The 20,027-nt window shown below is 64.5% G+C and carries 18 protein-coding genes; 10 read left to right on the forward strand and 8 right to left on the reverse strand.

All coding sequences use genetic code 11. The features are described from left to right. Positions 1-6: 6 nt before the first annotated feature. The 6 genes from CIT25_RS01195 to CIT25_RS01220 form a co-directional block, all read right to left on the reverse strand. Positions 7-1,080 carry a branched-chain amino acid ABC transporter permease gene (locus tag CIT25_RS01195; RefSeq protein WP_095482745.1) on the reverse strand — a complete coding sequence of 358 codons (1,074 nt, stop codon included), beginning with the start codon at positions 1,078-1,080 and terminating at the stop codon, positions 7-9. 7 nt (positions 1,081-1,087) lie between these two features. Continuing rightward, positions 1,088-1,975 carry a branched-chain amino acid ABC transporter permease gene (locus CIT25_RS01200; protein WP_095482746.1) on the reverse strand — a complete coding sequence of 296 codons (888 nt, stop codon included), beginning with the start codon at positions 1,973-1,975 and terminating at the stop codon, positions 1,088-1,090. 4 nt (positions 1,976-1,979) lie between these two features. Then, a complete protein-coding gene (locus CIT25_RS01205; RefSeq protein ID WP_095482747.1) occupies positions 1,980-2,708 on the reverse strand; it encodes an ABC transporter ATP-binding protein in 729 nt (242 codons plus the stop codon). Then, entirely contained in the window at positions 2,705-3,523 is an 819-nt protein-coding gene (locus tag CIT25_RS01210) for an ABC transporter ATP-binding protein (protein WP_095482748.1), read from the reverse strand. Before CIT25_RS01210 ends, CIT25_RS01205 begins: the two co-directional genes overlap by 4 nt. Before the next feature lie 90 nt (positions 3,524-3,613). Continuing rightward, positions 3,614-4,909 carry an ABC transporter substrate-binding protein gene (locus tag CIT25_RS01215; protein ID WP_095482749.1) on the reverse strand — a complete coding sequence of 432 codons (1,296 nt, stop codon included), beginning with the start codon at positions 4,907-4,909 and terminating at the stop codon, positions 3,614-3,616. 54 nt (positions 4,910-4,963) lie between these two features. Beyond that, positions 4,964-6,397: an amidase gene (locus tag CIT25_RS01220; protein WP_095482750.1), complete on the reverse strand. Its 1,434-nt coding sequence runs from the start codon at positions 6,395-6,397 to the stop codon at positions 4,964-4,966. Positions 6,398-6,533: 136 nt separating this feature from the next. Here CIT25_RS01220 and CIT25_RS01225 point away from each other — a divergent pair, with 136 nt between their 5' ends. Both CIT25_RS01225 and CIT25_RS01230 read left to right on the forward strand, forming a co-directional pair. Continuing rightward, a complete protein-coding gene (locus CIT25_RS01225) occupies positions 6,534-7,499 on the forward strand; it encodes a LysR family transcriptional regulator (RefSeq protein ID WP_095482751.1) in 966 nt (321 codons plus the stop codon). Between the two features lie 126 nt (positions 7,500-7,625). Continuing rightward, the gene (locus CIT25_RS01230) at positions 7,626-8,633 is read left to right on the forward strand and encodes an aldo/keto reductase (RefSeq protein ID WP_095482752.1); all 1,008 of its coding nucleotides are present in this window, start codon (positions 7,626-7,628) and stop codon (positions 8,631-8,633) included. A gap of 4 nt (positions 8,634-8,637) precedes the next feature. Here CIT25_RS01230 and CIT25_RS01235 read toward each other — a convergent pair whose 3' ends face one another. Further along, positions 8,638-10,077 (reverse strand): LuxR C-terminal-related transcriptional regulator, encoded by a 1,440-nt coding sequence (locus tag CIT25_RS01235; RefSeq protein WP_095482753.1) that lies wholly within the window; start codon positions 10,075-10,077, stop codon positions 8,638-8,640. Between the two features lie 129 nt (positions 10,078-10,206). On the opposite strand from CIT25_RS01235, the gene CIT25_RS36120 reads away from it, so the two are divergent. Together CIT25_RS36120 and CIT25_RS01250 are read left to right on the forward strand one after the other, a co-directional pair. Beyond that, positions 10,207-10,515: a hypothetical protein gene (locus CIT25_RS36120; protein ID WP_158302494.1), complete on the forward strand. Its 309-nt coding sequence runs from the start codon at positions 10,207-10,209 to the stop codon at positions 10,513-10,515. A 225-nt stretch (positions 10,516-10,740) separates the two neighbouring features. Then, positions 10,741-11,625, forward strand: coding sequence for a hypothetical protein (locus CIT25_RS01250; RefSeq protein ID WP_206072906.1), 885 nt, complete (start codon positions 10,741-10,743; stop codon positions 11,623-11,625). A gap of 92 nt (positions 11,626-11,717) precedes the next feature. On the opposite strand, the gene CIT25_RS01255 is transcribed toward CIT25_RS01250, so the two are convergent. After that, the gene (locus tag CIT25_RS01255) at positions 11,718-13,139 is read right to left on the reverse strand and encodes a LuxR C-terminal-related transcriptional regulator (protein WP_095482756.1); all 1,422 of its coding nucleotides are present in this window, start codon (positions 13,137-13,139) and stop codon (positions 11,718-11,720) included. A 249-nt stretch (positions 13,140-13,388) separates the two neighbouring features. On the opposite strand from CIT25_RS01255, the gene CIT25_RS01260 reads away from it, so the two are divergent. The 6 genes from CIT25_RS01260 to CIT25_RS01290 all read left to right on the forward strand — a co-directional run bounded on the left by CIT25_RS01260 (position 13,389) and on the right by CIT25_RS01290 (position 19,980). After that, entirely contained in the window at positions 13,389-14,117 is a 729-nt protein-coding gene (locus CIT25_RS01260) for a gamma-glutamylcyclotransferase (RefSeq protein WP_095482757.1), read from the forward strand. Next, positions 14,101-14,331, forward strand: coding sequence for a hypothetical protein (locus tag CIT25_RS01265; RefSeq protein WP_095482758.1), 231 nt, complete (start codon positions 14,101-14,103; stop codon positions 14,329-14,331). The genes CIT25_RS01260 and CIT25_RS01265 overlap by 17 nt, the downstream gene beginning before the upstream one ends. A 64-nt stretch (positions 14,332-14,395) precedes the next feature. Continuing rightward, a complete protein-coding gene (locus CIT25_RS01270; protein ID WP_158302495.1) occupies positions 14,396-15,940 on the forward strand; it encodes a winged helix-turn-helix domain-containing tetratricopeptide repeat protein in 1,545 nt (514 codons plus the stop codon). Between the two features lie 252 nt (positions 15,941-16,192). After that, positions 16,193-17,143, forward strand: a complete 951-nt coding sequence (locus CIT25_RS01275) for a substrate-binding domain-containing protein (protein WP_095482760.1) — start codon at positions 16,193-16,195, stop codon at positions 17,141-17,143. A 246-nt stretch (positions 17,144-17,389) separates the two neighbouring features. Beyond that, complete coding sequence (locus tag CIT25_RS01285) at positions 17,390-18,967, forward strand: sugar ABC transporter ATP-binding protein (RefSeq protein ID WP_095482761.1); 1,578 nt, start codon at positions 17,390-17,392, stop codon at positions 18,965-18,967. Continuing rightward, the gene (locus tag CIT25_RS01290; protein ID WP_095482762.1) at positions 18,964-19,980 is read left to right on the forward strand and encodes an ABC transporter permease; all 1,017 of its coding nucleotides are present in this window, start codon (positions 18,964-18,966) and stop codon (positions 19,978-19,980) included. The genes CIT25_RS01285 and CIT25_RS01290 overlap by 4 nt, the downstream gene beginning before the upstream one ends. The last annotated feature ends 47 nt before the right edge of the window (positions 19,981-20,027 follow it).

Here is a 20,027-nt window from a genome sequence, read left to right on the forward strand (position 1 = left end):
GGTCTCTCATTTTCCGGCCGCAGCCGGGCTTTGCACAATGTTGCTCATTACTGGCTTGCTGTTCGTTGGGCCGCTGCGCTTGCGCGTCAGCCAGCGGACAAGATCGCCAAAGCGGCCGACCAGCCCCTTCGGCATCAGCACCACCGACAGGGCGATGATCAGGCCGAGGCCGAGCGTGCGGAACTCGCCGCTCTCGCGCATCAGCTCGTCGGCCAGGACCAGCACCACGGTGCCGACAAGCGGTCCCCAGAACGTGCCGACACCGCCGACCACGACGATGGCGATGATGAACATCAGCTGCGACATCGACAGCACACCGGGGCCGATCGCCTGGAAATGCGCGGCATAGAAGCCGCCGGCCAGCCCGGTGAAGAAAGCGGAAATCCCGAAGACCAGAAGCTGCGCCTGGAAGCGGTTGACGCCGCGCGCCACCGCATAGCCGGGATTGTCCTTCAGCGCCCGGAAGGCGAGGCCGATCGGGCTTTTAACGATCGCGTAGGTGAAGACCATGGTGATGCCGAACAGCACCGCAATGATCGCATAGTTGCCGACCAGCCACTGCGCTCTCAGCAAGGCCCTGGTGCCAAGATCGCCGAACCGGGCAAAGCCGACGGCGCCGCCGGTGAACTGGCGGCAGACCGAGCCAACCATGACGAAGCACTCGGTGTCGGTGACGATCAGCAGATACATCGTCTGGGCAATCGCTAGGGTCAGCAGCGCCACATAGACGCCAGTCAGCCGCAGGCAGGCCAGGCCAACGACGAGCGAGAACAGCACGGCGCCGAGCGCGCCGGGCACAAGGGCCGCCCAGACGTTCCAGCCGAAATAGAAGCAGAGCATCGCCGTCGCGTAGCCGCCGAAGGCGAAGATCGCCATTTGCGCCAGCGAGAAGATGCCGGAGAAGCCGAACAAAAGGTTCCACTGCGATGCGATCGTTGCATAAAACAGCGCCAGCACGATCTGGCCGAGAATGTAGCGGCTGTCGATCATGAAGGGCAGCGCAACCGCCGCAGCGATCAGCACCAGGCTGATGGCAAGATCGGTTTTGGCTGACCGCGACATGGATCTGGTATCTGTCATGATGCCCTCACATGCGCCGGATTTCGGCGCGGCCGAAGAGGCCGGACGGTCGCCAGATCAGCACGGCAATGACCACGAACAGCAGCGACGGAAAGCCCCAGCGGGCGCCAAGCGCGTACTGGACGAAGGATTCGAGCAGCGCCAGGCCAAGCGCGGCGGCGACGGCGCCCGGCAGATTGCCGAGGCCGGCGACGACGCACATGATGAAGGCTTTCAGCATCGGATCGTTGCCGAGCGGCGGTGACAATTGCGTCATCGACGATACCATCACGCCGCAGATGCCGGCGAGCGCGCCGGACAGCATCAGCACCTGCAGATAGACGCGGTTGACGGCGACGCCCATGAGCTGGGCCGCATCGCGGTTCTGCGCCGTCGCCCGGATCGCCCGGCCCATCCGCGTGCGGCCGAGCGCCAGCGAGACCACCACCATCATGACGACGACGACCGCGATGATCAAAAGGTTTTGCCACGGCAGCGTCAGCGGCCCGAGGCGGAAGGCGCCGGTAATCGAGACCGGCTGCTTCAGCGGCTGTCCGCCATACGTCAGCAGGATGGCATTCTCCAGCGCAATACCGATGCCGACCGTGGCGATCATGACGTTGGCTTCGAATGTCGACTTGTCGTTCTTCAGGAGATTGCGAACGATCGCAAAATAAAGGATCGCACCGGCCGCGGCGCCCACGAGAATGGCGCCGGCAAAGCCGATAGCGATCGGCAGGCCGAGCGAGGTGATCACCGTGAAGGCGACATAGCCGCCAAGCGTCAGCATCGCCGCATGGGCCATGTTGAGCATGCCCATCGAGCCCCAGACCAGCGACAGCCCGACCGTCGCCAGGGCATAGAGCGCGCCGGACGTGAAGCCGGCGACAAGAATGGCCATGAGAACGTCGGTCATGGCGTCAGCCTCCAAGATAGGTTGCGAGGAGCTCGTCTCGCGCCATCAGTTCGGCGGGCTTGCCCGACCAGACAATAGCGCCGTCGTCGAGCAGATGCAGGCGGTCGGCGAGGTCCTCGACCCGCGCCGGGTTCTCCTCGACGAGGAGGATCGTCCGGCCGGCTTTGCTCAGTTCGGCAATGACGCCGTAGACCTGATCGATGATCAGCGGCGCCAGGCCGAGCGACGGCTCGTCGATCAACAGGATGCGCCCGCCCATCATCAGGCCGCGGCCGATGCCGGCCATGCGCCGTTCGCCGCCGGACAGGCTCGAGGCGACCTGGTCGCGGCGGTCGGCGAGCTTCGGCAAAAGCGTGTAGACCTCGTCCAGCCGGCGCTTGATCTCGGCCTTGTCCGGCGCCAGATAGGCGCCCATCAGCAGGTTTTCGAGCACGCTCATCTGCGCAAACAGCATGTCGCCCTGCGGCACGTGGGCGACGCCCAGCATCGCCGTTTCGTGTGGCTTTCCGGACAGGCGCTGGCCGTCGATGCTGATCTGCCCGCCGCGTAGCGGCACGAGGCCGGAGATCGTCTTGAGAAGCGTCGATTTGCCATGGCCGTTCGGGCCGACGACGGTGACGAATTCTCCGGCACGGACGGTCAGCGAAATGCCCTTGAGCACCTCAAGGCCGTCATAGCCGGAGACGATGGCGTCGAGCTGCAGGACGGGCGGTTTGGCGGCTGCGCTCGTCATTGCGCCCCCTCGACCGGGCTCGTTGCGGCCTGGTCGTCGAAGAATTTCTTCAGCCGCTTCTGCGTGCCTTGTCCCAGATAGGTTTCGACGACGGTCTGGTCCTCGGCCACCTTGTCCGGCCTGCCCTCGAAGATCACCTTGCCGTGGTGCATGATGATGACGCGGCTGGACAGCGCCAGGAGAAAGCGCATGACATGCTCGATCAGCACGATAGTCAGTCCCTGATCGCGCAATTTCAGCACCATCGCCATGATCTGGTCGATCTCGGCGACGTTGAGCCCGCCGACCGGCTCGTCGAGGAACAGCATCTTCGGCTTGGTGGCGATGGCACCGGCGATCATCAGGAGCTTGCGGTCGAGCACCGGCAGCCGCGCCACGGTCTCTTCAGCCTTGCCCGCAAGTCCGACGAAATCCAGCGCCTCTATTGTTGCCTGCCGGACATCCTCGCCGAGGCGGAAGCCAGCCAGCCTGCGCCGCTGGCGGCCGAAATAGGCGGCGATCTCGATGTTTTCGCGAACCGTCAAGCTATCGAAGGCGGCATTGAGCTGGAAGGTCCGGGCCATGCCGAGCTGGCAGATGCGGTCGGCTCCCAAAGTTGAAATGTCGGTGTCGCCGAAATGCACGCGGCCGGCGCTGGCCGGCGTGATCCCGGTCACGACATCAAAAAAAGTCGTCTTGCCGGCGCCGTTCGGCCCGCCAATGCCGACGATCTCGCCCGGATTGACTACCATCGACACGCCGTCGACGGCGGCCAGCGAGCCGAACCGTTTGACGACGCCGTCACAAACCAGCATCGGGCCTGCGGCCTCAGTCATCTCGTTTGCCTGGCATCTCTTCTTTCACCTCATGGAGACCGGTCGGACGCACGAGCCGGCCGGTCTTGTCCGCTGCGTCCCTTCATCCGTTCATTTGATCCATGGCGGCAGGATAAAGCCGTCCGTCGCATAGAGCACCGGCGCGATCAGTTTCGGATCGGTCTTGTAATCCTGATGTTGCAGGAACTGGTGCGGCATGCCGAGCGACGGATCCGCCACCTGCGTCGGGTAGCAGAACGCCGACTGACCCGCCGGATCGGCCCGGTAGGTGCCGTTGACCCCGCGATAGACCAGGCGTTTCATGGCATTGGCTACCTTGGTGGTCTGCTCCTTGTTGAACGGCTCGCCCGGACCGCCGGCGATTGCCGCCGCAAGCGCCCACATCCATAGGCCGTCATAGGTCTGCGATCCGGTGATGTAAGCGGAGTTCGGACCGAATTTCGCCCGGTAACTCTCGCGGAACGATTTGGAGAAATCGTCCGGCAGGCAGCCGATCACTGTCGAATAGACAACGCCGTTGACCGCCTCGCCCCCGATCTCGCGGAACGCGGGCAACGACGGCCCGTACTGCATATAGATCAGGCTGTTGATCGGCTCGGCGAGGAACTGGACCATGAACTGCGCCAGGTCCTGCGGCAAGAAATGCGTGACCAGGATCGCCGCCGGCGGATCCTGCCGGAGCTTCGCCAGTGTCGGACCCCACTGGTTGGTCGGGAACGGAACCGTCTCGAACAGGCTAACCTCGAATCCATATTCGGCGGCCTTGTCGCGGATCGCATTGGCGATGACGATCGAATATTCATTGGCCGACGGGATGATGGCGATCTTCTTGTTCGGCGCCTTCCATTTGCCGTCCGCGGCTAGCGTCTTGAGAAAATTCAGGCAGCCGGGACCATACCAGAATTCCGGCGGATCGCCCTGGAAGGAACTGTAGTAGCGGGCCGGGTCGGTCTTGAACTTCTCATTGTGCGAAATCAGCGTGTTGTAGTGCATCATGATGACGTCATTGTCGGCGGCGACGTCCATCTCGATCATGTTGGTGCCGAGATTGTAGCCGTTGATGATGACCGGGGCGGTGAAACGATCGATCAGGCGCTGCATCGACTGGCTGACCAGATCGGCGCCCATTTCCTTGGTGTCTTCGATGTGGATCTCGACAGGCCGGCCGAGAATGCCGCCCGCCGCATTGATCTCCTCGGCGGCGAGGTCGAGGCCGTTCTTGAACTCGATGCCGTCGGCGGCGGCGATACCGGACATCGGCAGGGCCGAGCCGACCGGAATGGGGGTGGCGTCTTGGGCGATCGCGGCATTGTTCATGTCGGCAAGAAGAGCAGCGCCAGCTCCCGCGCCGACTACCCCTTGCAGCATTGCACGTCTGTTGATCATGGCAAAATTCCCCTTTTTTGTCGTCGGTTACGGTCTGTTCTTTATGCGAATAGGTCAGGCGAAATCCTTCAGGCGAAACGCTTGCGTCAGCGGCCGAAAGGCGGCTTCCAGGTCGGCCGCCGCGGAAAGCACTTGGGCATCGTCGCCACGCGCACCGATGATCTGGAAGCCGACCGGCAGGCCCGCCGCCGTCATGCCGCAAGGGATGACGCAGGCCGGTTGCTGGCTGAGATTGATTGGATAGCTGAATGCCGCCCATTCGGTCCAGCGCGACAGGCCGCTGCCCGAAGGCACTTCAAGCCCGACGTCGAAGGCCGGGATCGATGTTCCCGGCGAAACGATGAAGTCATAGGTGTCGAGCAGCCGATCCATGGCGGCGCCGAATTCGCCGCGCTGTAACTGTGCGGCGACCAGTGCCTTGGCGTCGAACGCCGCCCCGGCCCGGGCGATCTCCAGGAAGCCCGGATCGATCCCTGCCCGTTCGTTCTCAGGGATCAGCGCCAGACGCGCAGCGGCACCGGTGAACCAATGGGACTGGAACAGATCGAGCAGATCGCCGCCGGGGAGATCAATGGGTTCGACCGTCGCGCCAAACGCGCTGAAATACGTCAGCGCGTGGGACACGGCGGCGGCAATCTCTTCATCCAGCACGCCGGATGGCGGCTTCGACCAGTAGCCGACCCGGGCTCCTTGCAGCGTCGCATCGATCCGGCCAAGCGGCGCCAGCGTTCCCGCGCCTTGCTGCCAGTCGCTGAGATCGCGACCGGACATCGCCTGCGTCATGACGGAAAGGTCCTGCGCGGTCCGCGCCATCGGCCCGATATGGGCGACGGTTCCGAATGCGCTCGACGGATAGGCCGGCACGCGGCCGAAGGTCGGCTTCAGTCCGGCGATGCCGGTGAAGGAGGCCGGGATACGGATCGATCCGCCGCCATCGGTGCCGAGGTGGAAGACGCCGGCTCCGGTGGCAGCCGCCACCGCCGCGCCGCCGGAAGAGCCGCCGGGCGTCTTTTCGGCATTCCAGGGATTGCGCGTGATGCCGCAAAGCCCGCTGTCGGTGATCGCCTTCCAGCCGAATTCGGGCGTCGTCGTCTGTCCAATGAAGACAGCGCCCGCTCGGCGCAGCAGGGCAACGGCGGGCGCATCCCTGTCGCAGGGCGCAGCCGGCGTGGTCCTGCTGCCATAGCGAACGCTCCAGCCCTCGACCCAGACGATGTCCTTGAGCGTCGTGGGTATGCCGTCGGCGGCGGACAGCGGCTCGCCTGCCCGCCAGCGTTTTTCGGAGGCGCCGGCGGCCTCGATCGCAGCCTTGCGGTCGATCATGGTGAAGGCGTTGAAAAGCGGATTGATCGCTTCGGCGCGAGCAAGCGCCGCCATCGTCACCTCGACGGGCGATAGCGATCCAGCGCGATAGGCAACGTTAAGCTCCGCGGCGCTCAGGCGGCACAGATCATCGGCGTCGGCAATGGGAGATATCCCATTCGGCATGCAGTTCGAACCCCTCGTTCCATGGCCACTCTTTCGGCAGCCTTGTCAGCAGAGGCAGTCTGGCGGGTTTCTGCACTTCCACAAAATGTATTATTGCGAGTAACATGCGCTATTAAATGCAACAATTGGATTTTCTATGAACCTGACCGTCCGGCAGTTGCGCTATGTCTGCGAAGTCGCTCGCCTCGGCAGCGTGCTGGCGGCCTCCAAATCGCTCTACATCTCGCAATCATCCATCCTGGCGGCGATCACGCTAGCCGAGGCCGAGATGGAGGCGCGTATTTTCGACAGGCGGCCGGCGCGCGGCGTCTCCATCACGCCGGCCGGCCAACGCTTCGTCGCAGCAGCCCGCGTCATGCTGGCGGCGGAAACCGAGTTCAACCGGTCGATCGGCGATCTCAGCGGCCGCGTGCCGAAAGTCCTGCGCATCGGCTGTTTCGAGCCGTTCGGAGCGCTATTCATGCCGGAAATGCTGCGCAGCTATATCGACAGCGTCGGCGATGTCGAGATCGACCTGGTCGAGGCCGACCAGGTCCAGCTTCAGGAACGGCTTGTCGCCGGCCAGATCGACCTGGCCATTCTCTACGACATCGGGCCGATCGGCATCGACAGCGTCACCCGGATCTGCAAGGTGCCGGCGCACGCCGTGCTCAATGCCGATGATCCCCTCGCCGCGCGCCACGGCATCTGGTTGGCGGAACTGGCGGAGCGGCCGCTGGTCCTGCTCGATCTGCCGCACACCGCAACCTATCTCCTGACCTTGTTTGACGTGCTGGCCAAACGACCGGAGGTGCGCTTTCGCACGCGCTCCTACGAGACGGTCCGCTCGGCGGTCGCCTCGGGCTTCGGCATGGCCATCCTCAACATGCGGCCGATCGGCCGGGCCACCGCCGATGGCGACGAGATCGTTCGAAAACCGATCTTCGACGAATTGCCGCCACCGACACTGATCGTCGCCGACATGTACGGTTCGGCAAAGCCGCTCTTCGTGCGGGTCTTCATCGAGATATTCCACCGCTTCTTCGACACGGTCGGCCCGTCCGGCTTTTCGGTGACGACGCCGGAGCGCGAGCCTTTGCTGCTGGTTGCCAGGAAAGGCTGACGGTGATCCTCTTCGGCTCACGCGATCGTGCGATTAGCCCTCAGCCGAGCGACTGTGGAAACTAAGCGAACGCTCTATATCGTCCTGACGCATACGAACCCTGACGCTTTTCCGGAGATCTCTTCCATGACCTTGAGCACACGCAAGCTGGGCAGCCAGGGGCTGCAGGTATCGGTGATCGGCCTCGGCTGCATGGGCATGAGCCAGTCCTACGGCCCGGCCGACGAGGCGGAATCGATCGCCACGCTGCATCGCGCCATCGAGCTCGGCTGCACCTTCCTCGACACGGCAGAAGTCTATGGCCCGCACACCAATGAGGAACTGCTCGGCCGCGCCCTGAAGGGCCGGCGCGACGAGGTGACGATCGCCACCAAATTCGGCTTTCGTATCGAAAACGGCAAGCAAATCGGCACCGACCGCAACAGCCGGCCCGAGCATATCCGCGAGGCGGTCGAAGGCTCGCTCAGCCGGCTCGCCACCGACCATATCGACCTGCTCTACCAGCACCGCGTCGACCCGGCGGTGCCAATCGAGGATGTGGCGGGTGCTGTTGGCAAACTGATCGCTGAAGGCAAGGTGCGTTACTTCGGCCTGTCGGAGGCCAGCGCCGCCAACATCCGCCGCGCGCATGCCGTGCATCCGGTGTCGGCTGTGCAGAGCGAATATTCGCTGTGGGAACGCAATCTGGAACCGGAGATCATCCCGCTGCTCAGTGAGCTCGGCATCGGCCTGGTGCCGTTCGCGCCGCTTGGCCGCGGCTTCCTCACCGGCGACGTCAAGCGCGCCGAAGACTACCCGGAGGGCGACTTCCGGCGCGGCGACCCGCGCTACCAGGGCGCCAACTACGACGCCAACGTGCAGGCGGCCGGGATTGTCCGCGACATCGCCACGTCCAAGGGCGTCAAGCCGGGCCAGATCGCGCTGGCCTGGCTGCTGCACAAGGGCACTGACCTCGGGCTGGACATCGTGCCGATCCCCGGCACCAAGCGCAGAAAGTACCTCGAGGAGAACGTCGCCGCCGCAGCGATCAAGCTCGACGCCGCCGCAATGCAGGCGCTCGACGACGCGCTGGCGCCGGGCAAGGTCTCGGGCGAGCGCTACAACGAACGCGTCATGGTGACGATCGACCGGTAGGGGTCTACGGCAGCTTCGCCAGTCCGGCAGCGTGGCGGATGGCAAGCAACGCGTCCCGGTTGGTCACGGGATAGCCTGCGATGAAGCGTTCGACCGAAAAGCCTGGAAATTCGGCTCTCAAGCGGGCCGCGGCGCGCACTGCCTCGCCGGCCTCGCCCATGGCCGCATGCGAAAGCGCCAGGAACATCAGCACGTCCGGCGACTCCGGCGAACTCCTGCGGAGCGCCGCAATGGCTTGCTCGTGTCTGCCGGCGACGAACAGGATGCGGCCTTGCATGCCGAAATACCAGGGCGGGGCCAATGGATTGAGGCGCATGGCACGCTCGATGATCGGGATCGCCTCGGCCGGATCACCGACGACAAGCGCCTTGCTGCCGGCCAGCAGCAGCAGTATGCCGGCGTGGTTGGAGCCATATTCGAGAGCGCGCCGGTGCGCGCGCTCCGCCCCTTCGAGATCGCCAAGGCATGCCCTGACATTGCCAAGGCATGCGTGAGCGCAGCTGTCCGTCGGGTCGAGGCGCAAGGCGTTTTCGGCCGCCGTCCGCCAGTTCTCGATCGACGTCAGCACATCGTCGCCAAAGCCGTTGCAGGCCTCGACCGAATAGGCATAGGCGAGTTCGGCCCAGCAGTTGGCGAAGGTAGGGTCAAGCTCCAGCGCGCGTGAAAACAGGCGGATCGCCTCGGCATTGCCGGCGCGGCTGAACGTGGTGTGCTGTTCGAGGGCAAGCAGATAACAGTCATAGGCCCGCAAGCTGGCCGGCGGCTTGCGGCGAACCGCATTGCGGCCGACGGTGGCAAGCGTTCCGTAACTGCCGGCGAACACATTGATGATGCTTTCGGTCAGGCTGTCCTGCAGCGCGAAAATGTCCTCGACAGGGCGGTCGTAGCGCTCCCTCCACAGGCTGACACCGCTACGGGCATCGGCAAGCTCTATCGTCAAGCGAATCCTCTGGTCGTCGGCGCGCAACTGGCCCGATACGATATAGGTGACGCCGAGCGCCTTGCCGTCCGCCGCGAAATCGGCCGGCTTGCTGCCCAGCGATTTCATCGTGTGGAAGGCGATGACAGGCAAGCCCGCGTAACGTGCCAGGTCGATGGTGATGTCCGACGACAGGCCGTCGGCAAAGCGGCGCCAACGCTCTTCGGAATTGAGGCATTCGATCGGGAATATGGCGAGCACTGGCGGAGCGTCCGACGGGAGTGATAGCCCGTCCGGCCGAGCGCTGGAAGCGCCACCAAAATACGCCGCGAGCCCGATCTTGGTGCGCACCCCAAGTTTTTCGTAGATGGCCGCAAGGTGGGTGCGAACAGTGGTCGGGGCAATAAAAAGAGCTTTGCCGATTTCGCGATAGGTCATGCCGGCTGCGAATTTTTCCGCGACCGCGCGCTCGCGGCCCGACAAGGCATCGAGCGTCTGCGCTTTCGAAGCGTCATTGACCGTCATGATGGAAACCGCCCCAGGACAGAATACTACAAATGCAGGAGGTCGAATACTGCATCTGCCCGATCCCGCCGCAGGCGCACAAATTGCACGATCCCTTGCAGCAACAAGCTGCAATCAGGGGAGGTTTCCATGCGTCCTGTTTCCATAGTGCTGGCATGCACGATCTTGAGTCTTTCCGCCGCCCAGTCGCCGTCGTTCGCAAGAGGATGCAGGCAGGTGCTGGAATCGGATGTGAAAATCACGAGCATGCGCCTCTATGCCGACATCCTGGCCAATGCCGCCCGCAACGGCTGGGACTACACGCCTGAATCGATCGTCAGCGGCTCAAAGCGGCATTTCGAGGAGATGAAGCTCCAGTTGAACGACGCCGGCTATGAGATCGTCCCCGTCGGCGCCCGCCCGTATTGCAAACGGTTGGATAAGCTCGCCGCCCGCTAGCAACCAGCGATCCGCCCTTTGCGGCGCAAGCTTTCGGCAATGTTGAGCAGAAGACCGTGCCGGATATATTTCGATCCGCTCAGCGCCGTGGGCTGTCAACGAGCGTCCATAAACCTTCCCGATGCTGCCGCCAGACAGCCGGGCGACACCTCAGGCAAACGCGCCGGGCGGGCAGCAAACCATCCCACTACCCACTGGGACGTCGTAACTCATGAGGGGGATTTGATGGGGCTCGAAGACGACCATGCGCCACTCCGCCTGGATCACGCGCTGTACCATTTGGACGGCACGCCAGCCGGCCGGCGCAACGCCTCGGCGCTGGCCGATGTCCAGTCCTTCGAACCGTCGATGCTCGACGAAAAACCGTTACCGAGGCTGCGGCCGAAAAGCGCTATCCCCGATTGGTATCGGGTGGTGCGGGCGCTGTCGCGGTTTACCGCTGCAATCCGCTCGCGCATGGTCGGTCCCGGCGGATATTACAATCTCGGCAATGCGCTCGGGCTGGTGACGGGTGTCACGGTCCAGATCGTCGCCGTGCCGCGAGGTCCCGGCCTGAGTGGTTCTGCCGCGCTCCTCGATTATTTCGCCGGCAGCATCGCCGCCATGGCACTGACACTGGCCACGCTGGTCTTCTTCTACAGCGGCGAAATCTACTGCCGCGCCTGGGCTAGAAAGCCGAGCCCCGACGCGTCCCTGAACCGCCTTGGCGACATACTGTCGGGGGTCGGGGCGATTGGGCTTGGCATCGCCCTGTTCCTGTTCGGTGAGCCTGTGCTTGCGGCGACCTCGGGCCTGCTGCATGCACTCGGCAAGTTTGGCAGCGCTTTCGCGGCCGGCAGGCCGTTGCCCGGCTGGCAAGCCACCTGGCCCGACCCGTTCCGCAGCGCCGTGCTGGCCAGCCGCCTTCCGGCGATGGTAGCGGCGGCGGCGGCGATCGGCGGTGCCTTGCCGCCGGTGTGGTCGGGCGCTTCGTCGACGCTCGTTGCTGCGCCGCTGACATTGCTCGTCTGCTACCTGCTATGGGCAAAGGCCGACCTGCTGCTGCTCCAGGACGGGCGAGCCGAGCGCGCGCTGGCTTCGCACGCCGGAAACCGCCGAGATGCAGTGTGACGCCCGCATCGAAAATCCAAATCGGCAAGCCGGCGGTGGCAGACTGAGAGATTATCGGGGCAATGCGTAGTCGCGGACTCCTCGGCAAGGCCTCAACCGAGCCTTGCCAGCTTTGCGGCGTCGCGTATGGCTTGCACGGCATGCGGGTTTGTCACGGGATAGGCTGCGATGAAGCGTTCGACCGAAAAGTCCGGGAATTCAGCTTTCAAGCGGGCTGCAATCCTGGCCGCCTCGCCGGTCTCGCTCACGGCTGCGTGCGCCAGCGCCAAAAACATCAGCACGTTCGGAGAATCCGGCGAACTCCTGCGGAGCGCTGCGATGGCTTCGCGATGCCTGCCGGCGACGAACAGGATGCGGCCTTGCATACCGAAATACCAGGGCGGGGCCAGTGGATTGAGGCGCATGGCGCGCTCGATGAGCGGGATCGCCTCGGCCGGATCGCCGGCGACCAGGGCCTTGCTGCCGGCCAGCAGCGCCAGCGTGTCGGCATGATTGGAGCCGTATTCGAAGCCACGCTGATACGCGCGCTCTGCCCCCTCAAAGTCGCCGAGACATCCCTTGAGATCGCCAAGGCAGGTGTGGGCGGCGCTGTCCGTCGGGTCGAGCCGCAAGGCGTTTTCGACCGCCGCCCGCCAGTTCTCGATTGAGCCCGGCACATCGTCGCCAAAGCCGTTGCAGGCCTCGATGGAATAGGCATAGGCAAGCTCGGTCCAGGCCCTGACCAGAGTTGGGTCAAGCTCCAGCGCTCGTGAAAGCAGGCGGATTGCCTCGACATTGCCGGCGCGGCTGAACATGTTGTGCTGTTCGACGCCAAGCAGATAAAAGTCGTAGGCCCGCAGGCTGGCCGGCGGCTTGCGGCGGACCGCATTGCGGCCCACCGTGGCGATCGCCCCAAAACAGCCAGCAAGGACATTGATGACGCCTTCCGTCAGGCTGTCCTGCAGCTTGAAAACGTCCTCGACCGGACGGTCGTAGCGCTCGCTCCAAAGGCTGACGCCGTTCTCCGCATCGGCAAGCTCTATCGTCAACCGAACCCGCCGCTCTTCGGCGCGCAACTGGCCCGACACGAGATAGGTGGCGCCCAGCGCCTTGCCGTCCGCCGCGAAGTCGGCCGGCTTGCTGCCCAGCGATTTCATCGTGTGGAAAGCGATGACCGGCAAGCCCGCGTATCGCGCCAGGTCGATGGTGATGTCCGACGACAGACCGTCGGCAAAGCGCTGCCAGCGCTCTTCGGAATTCAGACATTCGATCGGGAATATGGCGAGCACCGGCGAGGCGTCGGACAAGGACGGAGCCGGCTGCGCGCTGGTGGCGCCGGCAAAATACGATGCGAGAGCAACTTTGTTGCGGACGCCAAGTTTTTCATAGATCGAGGCGAGATGGGTGCGGACGGTCGAGGGGGCGATGAACAGCGCCTCGCCGATCTCGCGATAGGTCAGGCCGGCGGCAAACTTCTCCGCGACCGCGCGCTCGCGGTCGGATAGAGCCGGCGAAGACGTCGCGATGCGGTTCATGGCAAATTTCCTGCCACCGGACGGAGAGACGGGTTCAACTGCTGCCGACGCAGGATACTACAAATGGAGAACCCTAAACACCGCATCTGGCCGATTGTGATGTCGCGCTTCGAAGCCGAAAGCTTCTCGCACGCCGCTCCGACCAGCCGCTGCGCTCCATTCGATTTCAGCACAATATCAGCATCCGTTCAGGACGCGGAGGCCATGTCGCGGCGATGCTCTCTCGGGAGACAAACCCGATGAGCGGCCATGACAATCGCCCTGACAGAAGACCTCCTCGCCAGGATCGATCGCAAGATCGAAGACGCCGGCTCGGCGCCCGGACTGCGCAATCTGGAGGATCGCGACTATGCCGACATTCGCACGCAGCTGCTTGCGGGACGCCCGCGTGACGTTTGGGTGTTCGCCTATGGCTCGCTGCTGTGGAACCCATGCTTCGAATTCGTCGAGGAGCGACCGGCGACCGTGCATGGCTGGCATCGGCGATTTTCGCTGTGGCTGACCCGCTGGCGCGGCACGCGCGAGCGGCCCGGGCTGATGCTTGCGCTCGACCGTGGCGGCAGCTGCCGCGGTGTCGTCTACCGTCTCCCCGACCTTGATATCGACGCGGCAATCGACCGGCTGCTGCGCCGTGAGATGAGCGCCAACCCGCCGACCAACATTCCGCGCTGGATCTCGGTTCGAGGCGCGGCTGGGAATTTTCGGGCCATCGCCTTCGTCGCCGACCGGAATGGCCCCGCCTATGCCGCAGGCCTTAACGAGCAGACCACGGTGGAAATCCTGTCGCTCGCCGCCGGCCACATCGGAAGCTGCGCCGACTATCTGCGCCGCACCGTCGTTCAGCTCGAAGCCCGCAACATCCGCGACGCCACGCTATGGCGGCTGCAGGGCAAGGTCGCCGCCTACCTCGGATCACTGCAATCCGGCACGCCCTTGCCGGCACCAACCCTGGAGATCGAACATGCATGCGAAGGTTGAGGAACCATTCCTCCCGTCGGCTCTGGCACGGGAAGCGGTGCACCGGATCCTGTCGACGGGCAACGTTGAATTCTGTGGCGGCGAAACGGCTCAGATGCTGCACTATCTCGACCTGCTGACGCCGAGTGAGACAGCCATGATCCCTGCCAAAACGATTCCAGCAGAAACGAGGCCGCGCCTGTGGCAGCGCCTTTCCGGCATCTTTCGGGCTTGACCTTTACAGGCTTATGCGGCTCCGATGATCGCTGCGCAATCAGGCGCAGCGGTGGTGCAGGAGCTTGGCACACCAGGTCGGCAGCTCGGTTCTCGATCTCGACCGCGGCACATTGCGGCGTGACGGCGAGATCGTGCCGGTGCGGCCAAAGACCTTCGACCTGCTGGCCTTCCTGGTGCGTAATCCCGGCCGAGTGCTGAGCAAGGACGAACTGTTACAGGCGGTCTGGCCCAGCACCATCGTGACAGAAGATTCGCTCACGCAATGCATTCGCGATGTGCGCAAATGCATAGGCGACGAGACGCAGTCGCTGGTTCGCACCGTGCCCCGGCGCGGCTACATGTTCCAGGCTGCCGACGACGGCCTGTCCGCTTCGCTGCCGCCGGCCACGGCTGTGGTTCAGATTGAACGCGCGCCCGAGCCGATGGTCGCCATCCTGCCGTTTCGCGTCAACCTTGACGATGCGACGGCAAAGCCGCTCTTCGACGGCGCGGTCGAGGAGATCATCAACGCGCTTTCCTACTTCAAGACCATCGCGGTGCTGGCACGCCATTCGGCCTTCGCGCTTGCCGAACATTCCGACCAGGACATCTGGGCGACCGCCGAGCGCCTCGGCGCCGACTATGTTGCGGAAGGCAGCGTCGAGAGCGCCGACGGCGGCTACAGCACGCACGTCGTCCTGTCCGAGACAGCGTCCGGCCGGCGCATATGGGCGCAGACGTTTTCATTCAGGACGAGCGAGATTTTCGCTTTTCAGAGAACAGTGGCGCAACGGATTGCGACCGCGCTGGTCGCCAACATCGAGAGCGCTGCCATGCGGCGCACATCCCCGGCGCCCGCCGCCAACGTCGAAGCCTATGTCCACATCTTGCGCGGCATGGCGCTTCTGCGCAGCTATGGCGAGGGCGTCAACCAGCAGGCCCGCGAACATTTGCTGAAGGCGCTCGAACGCGATCCGGATTCGGGGCTCGCTCACGCCTATCTCGCCTTAGCGGACATGATCATAGGCGGCTATGGCGGCGCGCCTCGCGCCTTGCTTGATCAGGCGCGGGACCGTGCCCTGCACGCCACGGCACTCAACCCGGACGAGGCCCGTTGCCACCGCATCCTGGCCTTGATCCTTATCTACCTGGCCGAATTCGACGCCGCCGCACGCCATTTCGCGCGCGCATTGGATCTTAATCCCTACGACGCCGACACGTTGGCCCAGACGGGCTTTTTCGAGGTCATACGCGGTCATGGCGAGACCGGCCTGATGCTGCTGGACCAGGCGATCCAACTCAATCCGATGCATCCCGCCTGGTATTATTACGACCGGGGTGAGGCCCTGCTTGTCCTTGGTCGCTACCCGGAAGCGGCGGCGTCTTTTTCCTGCCTTCCGCGAAAGAGTGCCTGGCAATGGGCGCGGCTGGCTGCCTGTCACGCGCTTGACGGCAATATCGACAAGGCAAGGGCCTGCGCGAGGGAAGGCCGCCGCCTAAATCCCGGCCTGACCGAACAGGCAATCATGGCGGACCTTCAGATGATGCGCTCGGAAGATCGGGAGCGGATACGGTCCGGTCTCGAGTTGGCTGGATGGGATGAAGTGCAAATGCCGACAACATCATGAGCAGCACCGGCGGCGCTGGGCACATGACGCGGCCCCGAGTCGAATCCGCCCGTTCTTGCGCAAACCTCCGGCCTTGGCTAGCATCCGCCCGCAGGCACCGAGCGGAGGAGAACGTCGCGGTGGACCGGCTGGAGCACCGTTGCGTCCCCTTGGGCGCTCAAAGGACACTCCATTTCTAGATCGACGCATGAACCTGCCGGAGACCCATTCCGGTTTTCGGGGTCGTGCGCTCATGTGGAGGAGACTAAATTGATGAACAGACGTGAATTCCTACTGTCGTCCGTGGCGATGGGCACATTGGCGCTGGCCGCTCCGCAACTTGCCGTCGCCCAGGACAAACTGACCATCCTGGGTTCGGTGCCGAGCCTCGGCTTTCCGTTCTTCGTTCACATGCTGAACCAGATCAAGGCGGAGGCGCAGGCGCAAGGCGTCAACCTGACCGAGAGCGACGGCCAGAATTCGGCACCCAAGCAGACCGCCGATATCGAGGCGGCGCTTGTGCAGAAGGTCGACGCTATCGTCATCTCGCCGCTCGACGTCAACGCGCTGGCGCCGGCCATCGAGCAAGCCGTCCAGGCCGGCATTCCCGTCGTCACCATCGACCGCCGCGTCGACGGCGTCGAAGGCATCCTCGCCCATGTCGGCGCCGACAACGTCAAGGGCGGCGAGGCTGAGGCGCAGGCCATGGTGGCGGCGTTCCCGAACGGCGCCAAAATCTTCCATCTGCAGGGCCAGCCAGGTGCTGGGCCCGCGATCGACCGCAACAAGGGCGTGCACAATGTTCTCGATCCGCTGAAGGACAAATACCAGATCATCTTCGAGCAGACCGCGAACTTCGCCCGCGCCGAGGCGCTGTCCGTCACCGAAGCCGGCCTTGCCGCCAACGGCAAGCCCGACGCGATCATCTGCGCCAACGACGACATGGCGCTTGGCGCGGTTGAAGCCTGTGCGGCGCGCAACTTCACCGACGTCAAGATCTACGGCTTCGATGCGCTCCCCGAAGCGCTGGTCGCCGTGCGCGACGGCAAGCTGGCCGGCACGGTCGAACAGTTCCCCGGCGAGCAGTCGCGCACCGCGGTGCAGATCGCCGTCGCCTATGCCAAGGACAAGACCGAGCCCAAGGAAAAGCTCGTGCTGCTGACGCCGATCGTCATCGGCAAGGACAATCTCGATAAGGCTGAAAGGCTTGGCGAGACGAAGTAGGAGCACAAAAGGGGCGCACAGCAGCAAAAGTAGCGTTCTGTCGCGCCCCCCTCTGCCCTGCCGGGCATCTCCCCCACTTGGGGGGAGATCGGCAGCTTCGCCGATAGCGCCTTTTTTGCAACGCAGGAGATTGGCGAAAGCCAAGGCGACATCCAATCTCCCCCCTCGTGGGGGAGATGTCCGGCAGGACAGAGGGGGGCGCTGTCCCGCCAGCCTGCGTGGGAATCGGAATTCAAGGAGGATCGCTTGTCTCCAGCAGAAGCCGCAGCGCCGTCGCTATCCCCGGCCCTCCTCGCCGTCGAGGGCGTGACCAAGCGCTTTGCCGGCGTGACCGCGCTCAGCGATGTCTCGCCCGAAGTTCGGCCCGGCGAAATCCTCGGCCTGCTCGGCGAGAACGGCGCCGGCAAGTCGACGCTGCTCAAGATCCTGTCCGGCGTGATGCCGCCCACCAGCGGCCGCATCGTCTTCGACGGCGTCGAATTCGCTCCGCACAATCCGCAGGACGCCAAGCGCCTCGGCATCGTCACCATCTACCAGGAACTGAGCCTGATCCCGACGCTGACGGTGGCGGAGAACATCTTCATCGGGCGCGCGCCGCTCGGGCCGCTCGGCCTGGTGAGCTGGCGGAAGATGGAGGAAGCCTCCCGCGGCATCATAGCCCGCGTCGGTCTGGATCTCGACCCGGCGACGCCGGTGTCGGCACTGTCGGTGGCCGAGCAGCAGCTGGTCGAGATCGCCCGGGCGCTGTCGCTGAAGAGCCGCCTCATCATCATGGACGAGCCGACCTCGGCGCTGACCGAAACCGAAGTGCAGAAACTGATGTCGATCATGGGCCGGCTGCGCAAGGACGGCGTCGCCATCATGTTCGTCACCCACCGGCTGGAAGAGGCCTCTGCCATCTGCGATCGCATGACAGTGCTGCGCGACGGCAGGTTGGCCGGCCATCTCGATCGCGAGGGCGGGCCAATCAAGCTGCCGAAAATCATCGAGAAGATGGTCGGCCGCGCCGCATCCGAGCTTTATGCCAGGCCGACACTGCGCGACGTCGCCGGCGACGTCAGGCTCTCGGTGCGCGGCCTGCGCACCGTGCGCGATCCGCAGGCGCCGCACGCGATCGTGCTCGAAGGCGTCGACCTCGATCTCAAGGCGGGCGAGATCCTCGGTGTCGCCGGCCTCGTCGGCTCCGGCCGCACCGAGCTTGCCCGCGCCATCTTCGGCGCCGACCGCATTGCCGCCGGCACCATCACGCTCGACGGCAAGCCGATCGCGCCTGAAACACCTGCCGACGCCATCGCGCTCGGCATCGGCCTGGTGCCGGAAGACCGCAAGCATCAGGCGATCTTCGCCGCGCTCGGCATCCTGACCAACTTTTCCATCGCCGCACTCGGCCGCTACTCCAACGCCGCCGGCTTCATGACCGAGCGGCGCGAGCGCGAAGCGCTGGCAAGCTACCGTAAGACGCTGTCGATCCGCATGGCCTCGCCCGAGCAGCCCATCGAGGGGCTGTCCGGCGGCAATCAGCAGAAGGTCATCCTCGCTCGCTGGCTGGCGCGCGATCCCAAGGTGCTGATCGTGGACGAACCAACGCGCGGCGTCGACGTCGGCGCCAAGGCCGAGGTGCATCAGATCCTGGTGCAGCTCGCGGCGCGCGGCATCGCCATCATGATGATCTCGTCCGAATTGCCCGAAGTGCTTGCGGTGTCGGACAGGATCGTCACCATGCGGCGCGGACGCATCACCGGCGAGATGCCCGGCATCGAGGCGACAGAGGAAAAACTGATGGAACTGATGGCGCTCGATCAAAAGCAGGAAGCGACGCAATGACCAGCACGACCGAACAGAGCCAGCGCGGCGGCATCAATGTCGCGCGCCTGCTGATGAGCTTCGGCCCGCTGATGTTCCTGGCGCTGCTGATCGTCGTCTTCACCGTGCTGAAGCCGAGCTTCATCGACCCCATCAACATCTTCAACATCATGCGGCAGATCTCGATCACCGGGCTGATCGCGCTCGGCATGACCTTCGTCATCCTCACCGCCGGCATCGACCTTTCGGTCGGCTCGCTGCTGGCCTTCTGCGGCATGGTCGCGGCGGTGGTGGCCAAGGGCGGCACCGCCAACACGCTGTCGCTGGCCACCTCTGGCACGCAAGGCTATGGCTGGTTCGCCGCCCTTCTGGCCGCCGTCGTCGTCGGCGCCCTGGCCGGCGGCGTCCAGGGCTTTGCCATCACCAGGCTGAAGGTGCCGCCCTTCGTCGTCACGCTCGGCGGTCTCACCGTGTTTCGCGGCCTGACGCTGACGATCTCCAACGGCGGCCCGATCTCCGGCTTCGATGCCTCGATGCGCTGGTTCGGCACCGGCCTGATCGGACCGGTTCCGGTGCCGGCGATCATTTTCGCGATTGCCGCGATCCTGTGCCACATTGTGCTGCGCTACACGCGCTACGGCCGCGCCGTCTACGCCGTCGGCGGCAATGCCGAGGCAGCAAGGCTGTCCGGCCTGCGCGTCGACCGCATCCTGATCTCGGTCTATGTCATCGTCGGCTTCTTCGCCGGCCTTGCCGCCTTCGTGCTGTCGGCGAGGCTCAATTCCTCGGAAGCCGTCGCCGGCATCGGCTACGAGCTGACAGTGATCTCAGCGGTCGTCATCGGCGGCACCTCGCTGTTCGGCGGCATCGGCTCGGTCGGCGGCACGGTGGTGGGCGCGGCGCTGATCGGCGTGCTGCAGAACGGGCTGCAGTTCAACAACGTCTCGTCCTACACCCAAAGCATCGTCATCGGCCTTATCCTCATCCTCGCGGTAGCCTTCGACCGCTGGCTGAAATCGCGAGTGAGGCGGTGATCCGAGGAGCGAAGGCTGCGATGCAATAAACTGCCGGGGAGGTAGCG

It is taken from the genome of Mesorhizobium mediterraneum (genome assembly GCF_002284565.1).
GTDB lineage: Bacteria > Pseudomonadota > Alphaproteobacteria > Rhizobiales > Rhizobiaceae > Mesorhizobium > Mesorhizobium mediterraneum.

Coding starts and splice junctions, on each gene's coding strand:
- CIT25_RS01215 (WP_095482749.1), bottom strand. CDS start 4,909: ATGATCAACAGACGTGCAATGCTGCAAGGGGTAGTCGGCGCGGGAGCT.
- CIT25_RS01290 (WP_095482762.1), top strand. CDS start 18,964: ATGACCAGCACGACCGAACAGAGCCAGCGCGGCGGCATCAATGTCGCG.
- CIT25_RS01210 (WP_095482748.1), bottom strand. CDS start 3,523: ATGACTGAGGCCGCAGGCCCGATGCTGGTTTGTGACGGCGTCGTCAAA.
- CIT25_RS01250 (WP_206072906.1), top strand. CDS start 10,741: ATGGGGCTCGAAGACGACCATGCGCCACTCCGCCTGGATCACGCGCTG.
- CIT25_RS01205 (WP_095482747.1), bottom strand. CDS start 2,708: ATGACGAGCGCAGCCGCCAAACCGCCCGTCCTGCAGCTCGACGCCATC.
- CIT25_RS01260 (WP_095482757.1), top strand. CDS start 13,389: ATGACAATCGCCCTGACAGAAGACCTCCTCGCCAGGATCGATCGCAAG.
- CIT25_RS36120 (WP_158302494.1), top strand. CDS start 10,207: ATGCGTCCTGTTTCCATAGTGCTGGCATGCACGATCTTGAGTCTTTCC.
- CIT25_RS01235 (WP_095482753.1), bottom strand. CDS start 10,077: ATGACGGTCAATGACGCTTCGAAAGCGCAGACGCTCGATGCCTTGTCG.
- CIT25_RS01200 (WP_095482746.1), bottom strand. CDS start 1,975: ATGACCGACGTTCTCATGGCCATTCTTGTCGCCGGCTTCACGTCCGGC.
- CIT25_RS01275 (WP_095482760.1), top strand. CDS start 16,193: ATGAACAGACGTGAATTCCTACTGTCGTCCGTGGCGATGGGCACATTG.
- CIT25_RS01255 (WP_095482756.1), bottom strand. CDS start 13,139: ATGAACCGCATCGCGACGTCTTCGCCGGCTCTATCCGACCGCGAGCGC.
- CIT25_RS01195 (WP_095482745.1), bottom strand. CDS start 1,080: ATGACAGATACCAGATCCATGTCGCGGTCAGCCAAAACCGATCTTGCC.
- CIT25_RS01225 (WP_095482751.1), top strand. CDS start 6,534: ATGAACCTGACCGTCCGGCAGTTGCGCTATGTCTGCGAAGTCGCTCGC.
- CIT25_RS01230 (WP_095482752.1), top strand. CDS start 7,626: ATGACCTTGAGCACACGCAAGCTGGGCAGCCAGGGGCTGCAGGTATCG.
- CIT25_RS01265 (WP_095482758.1), top strand. CDS start 14,101: ATGCATGCGAAGGTTGAGGAACCATTCCTCCCGTCGGCTCTGGCACGG.
- CIT25_RS01220 (WP_095482750.1), bottom strand. CDS start 6,397: ATGCCGAATGGGATATCTCCCATTGCCGACGCCGATGATCTGTGCCGC.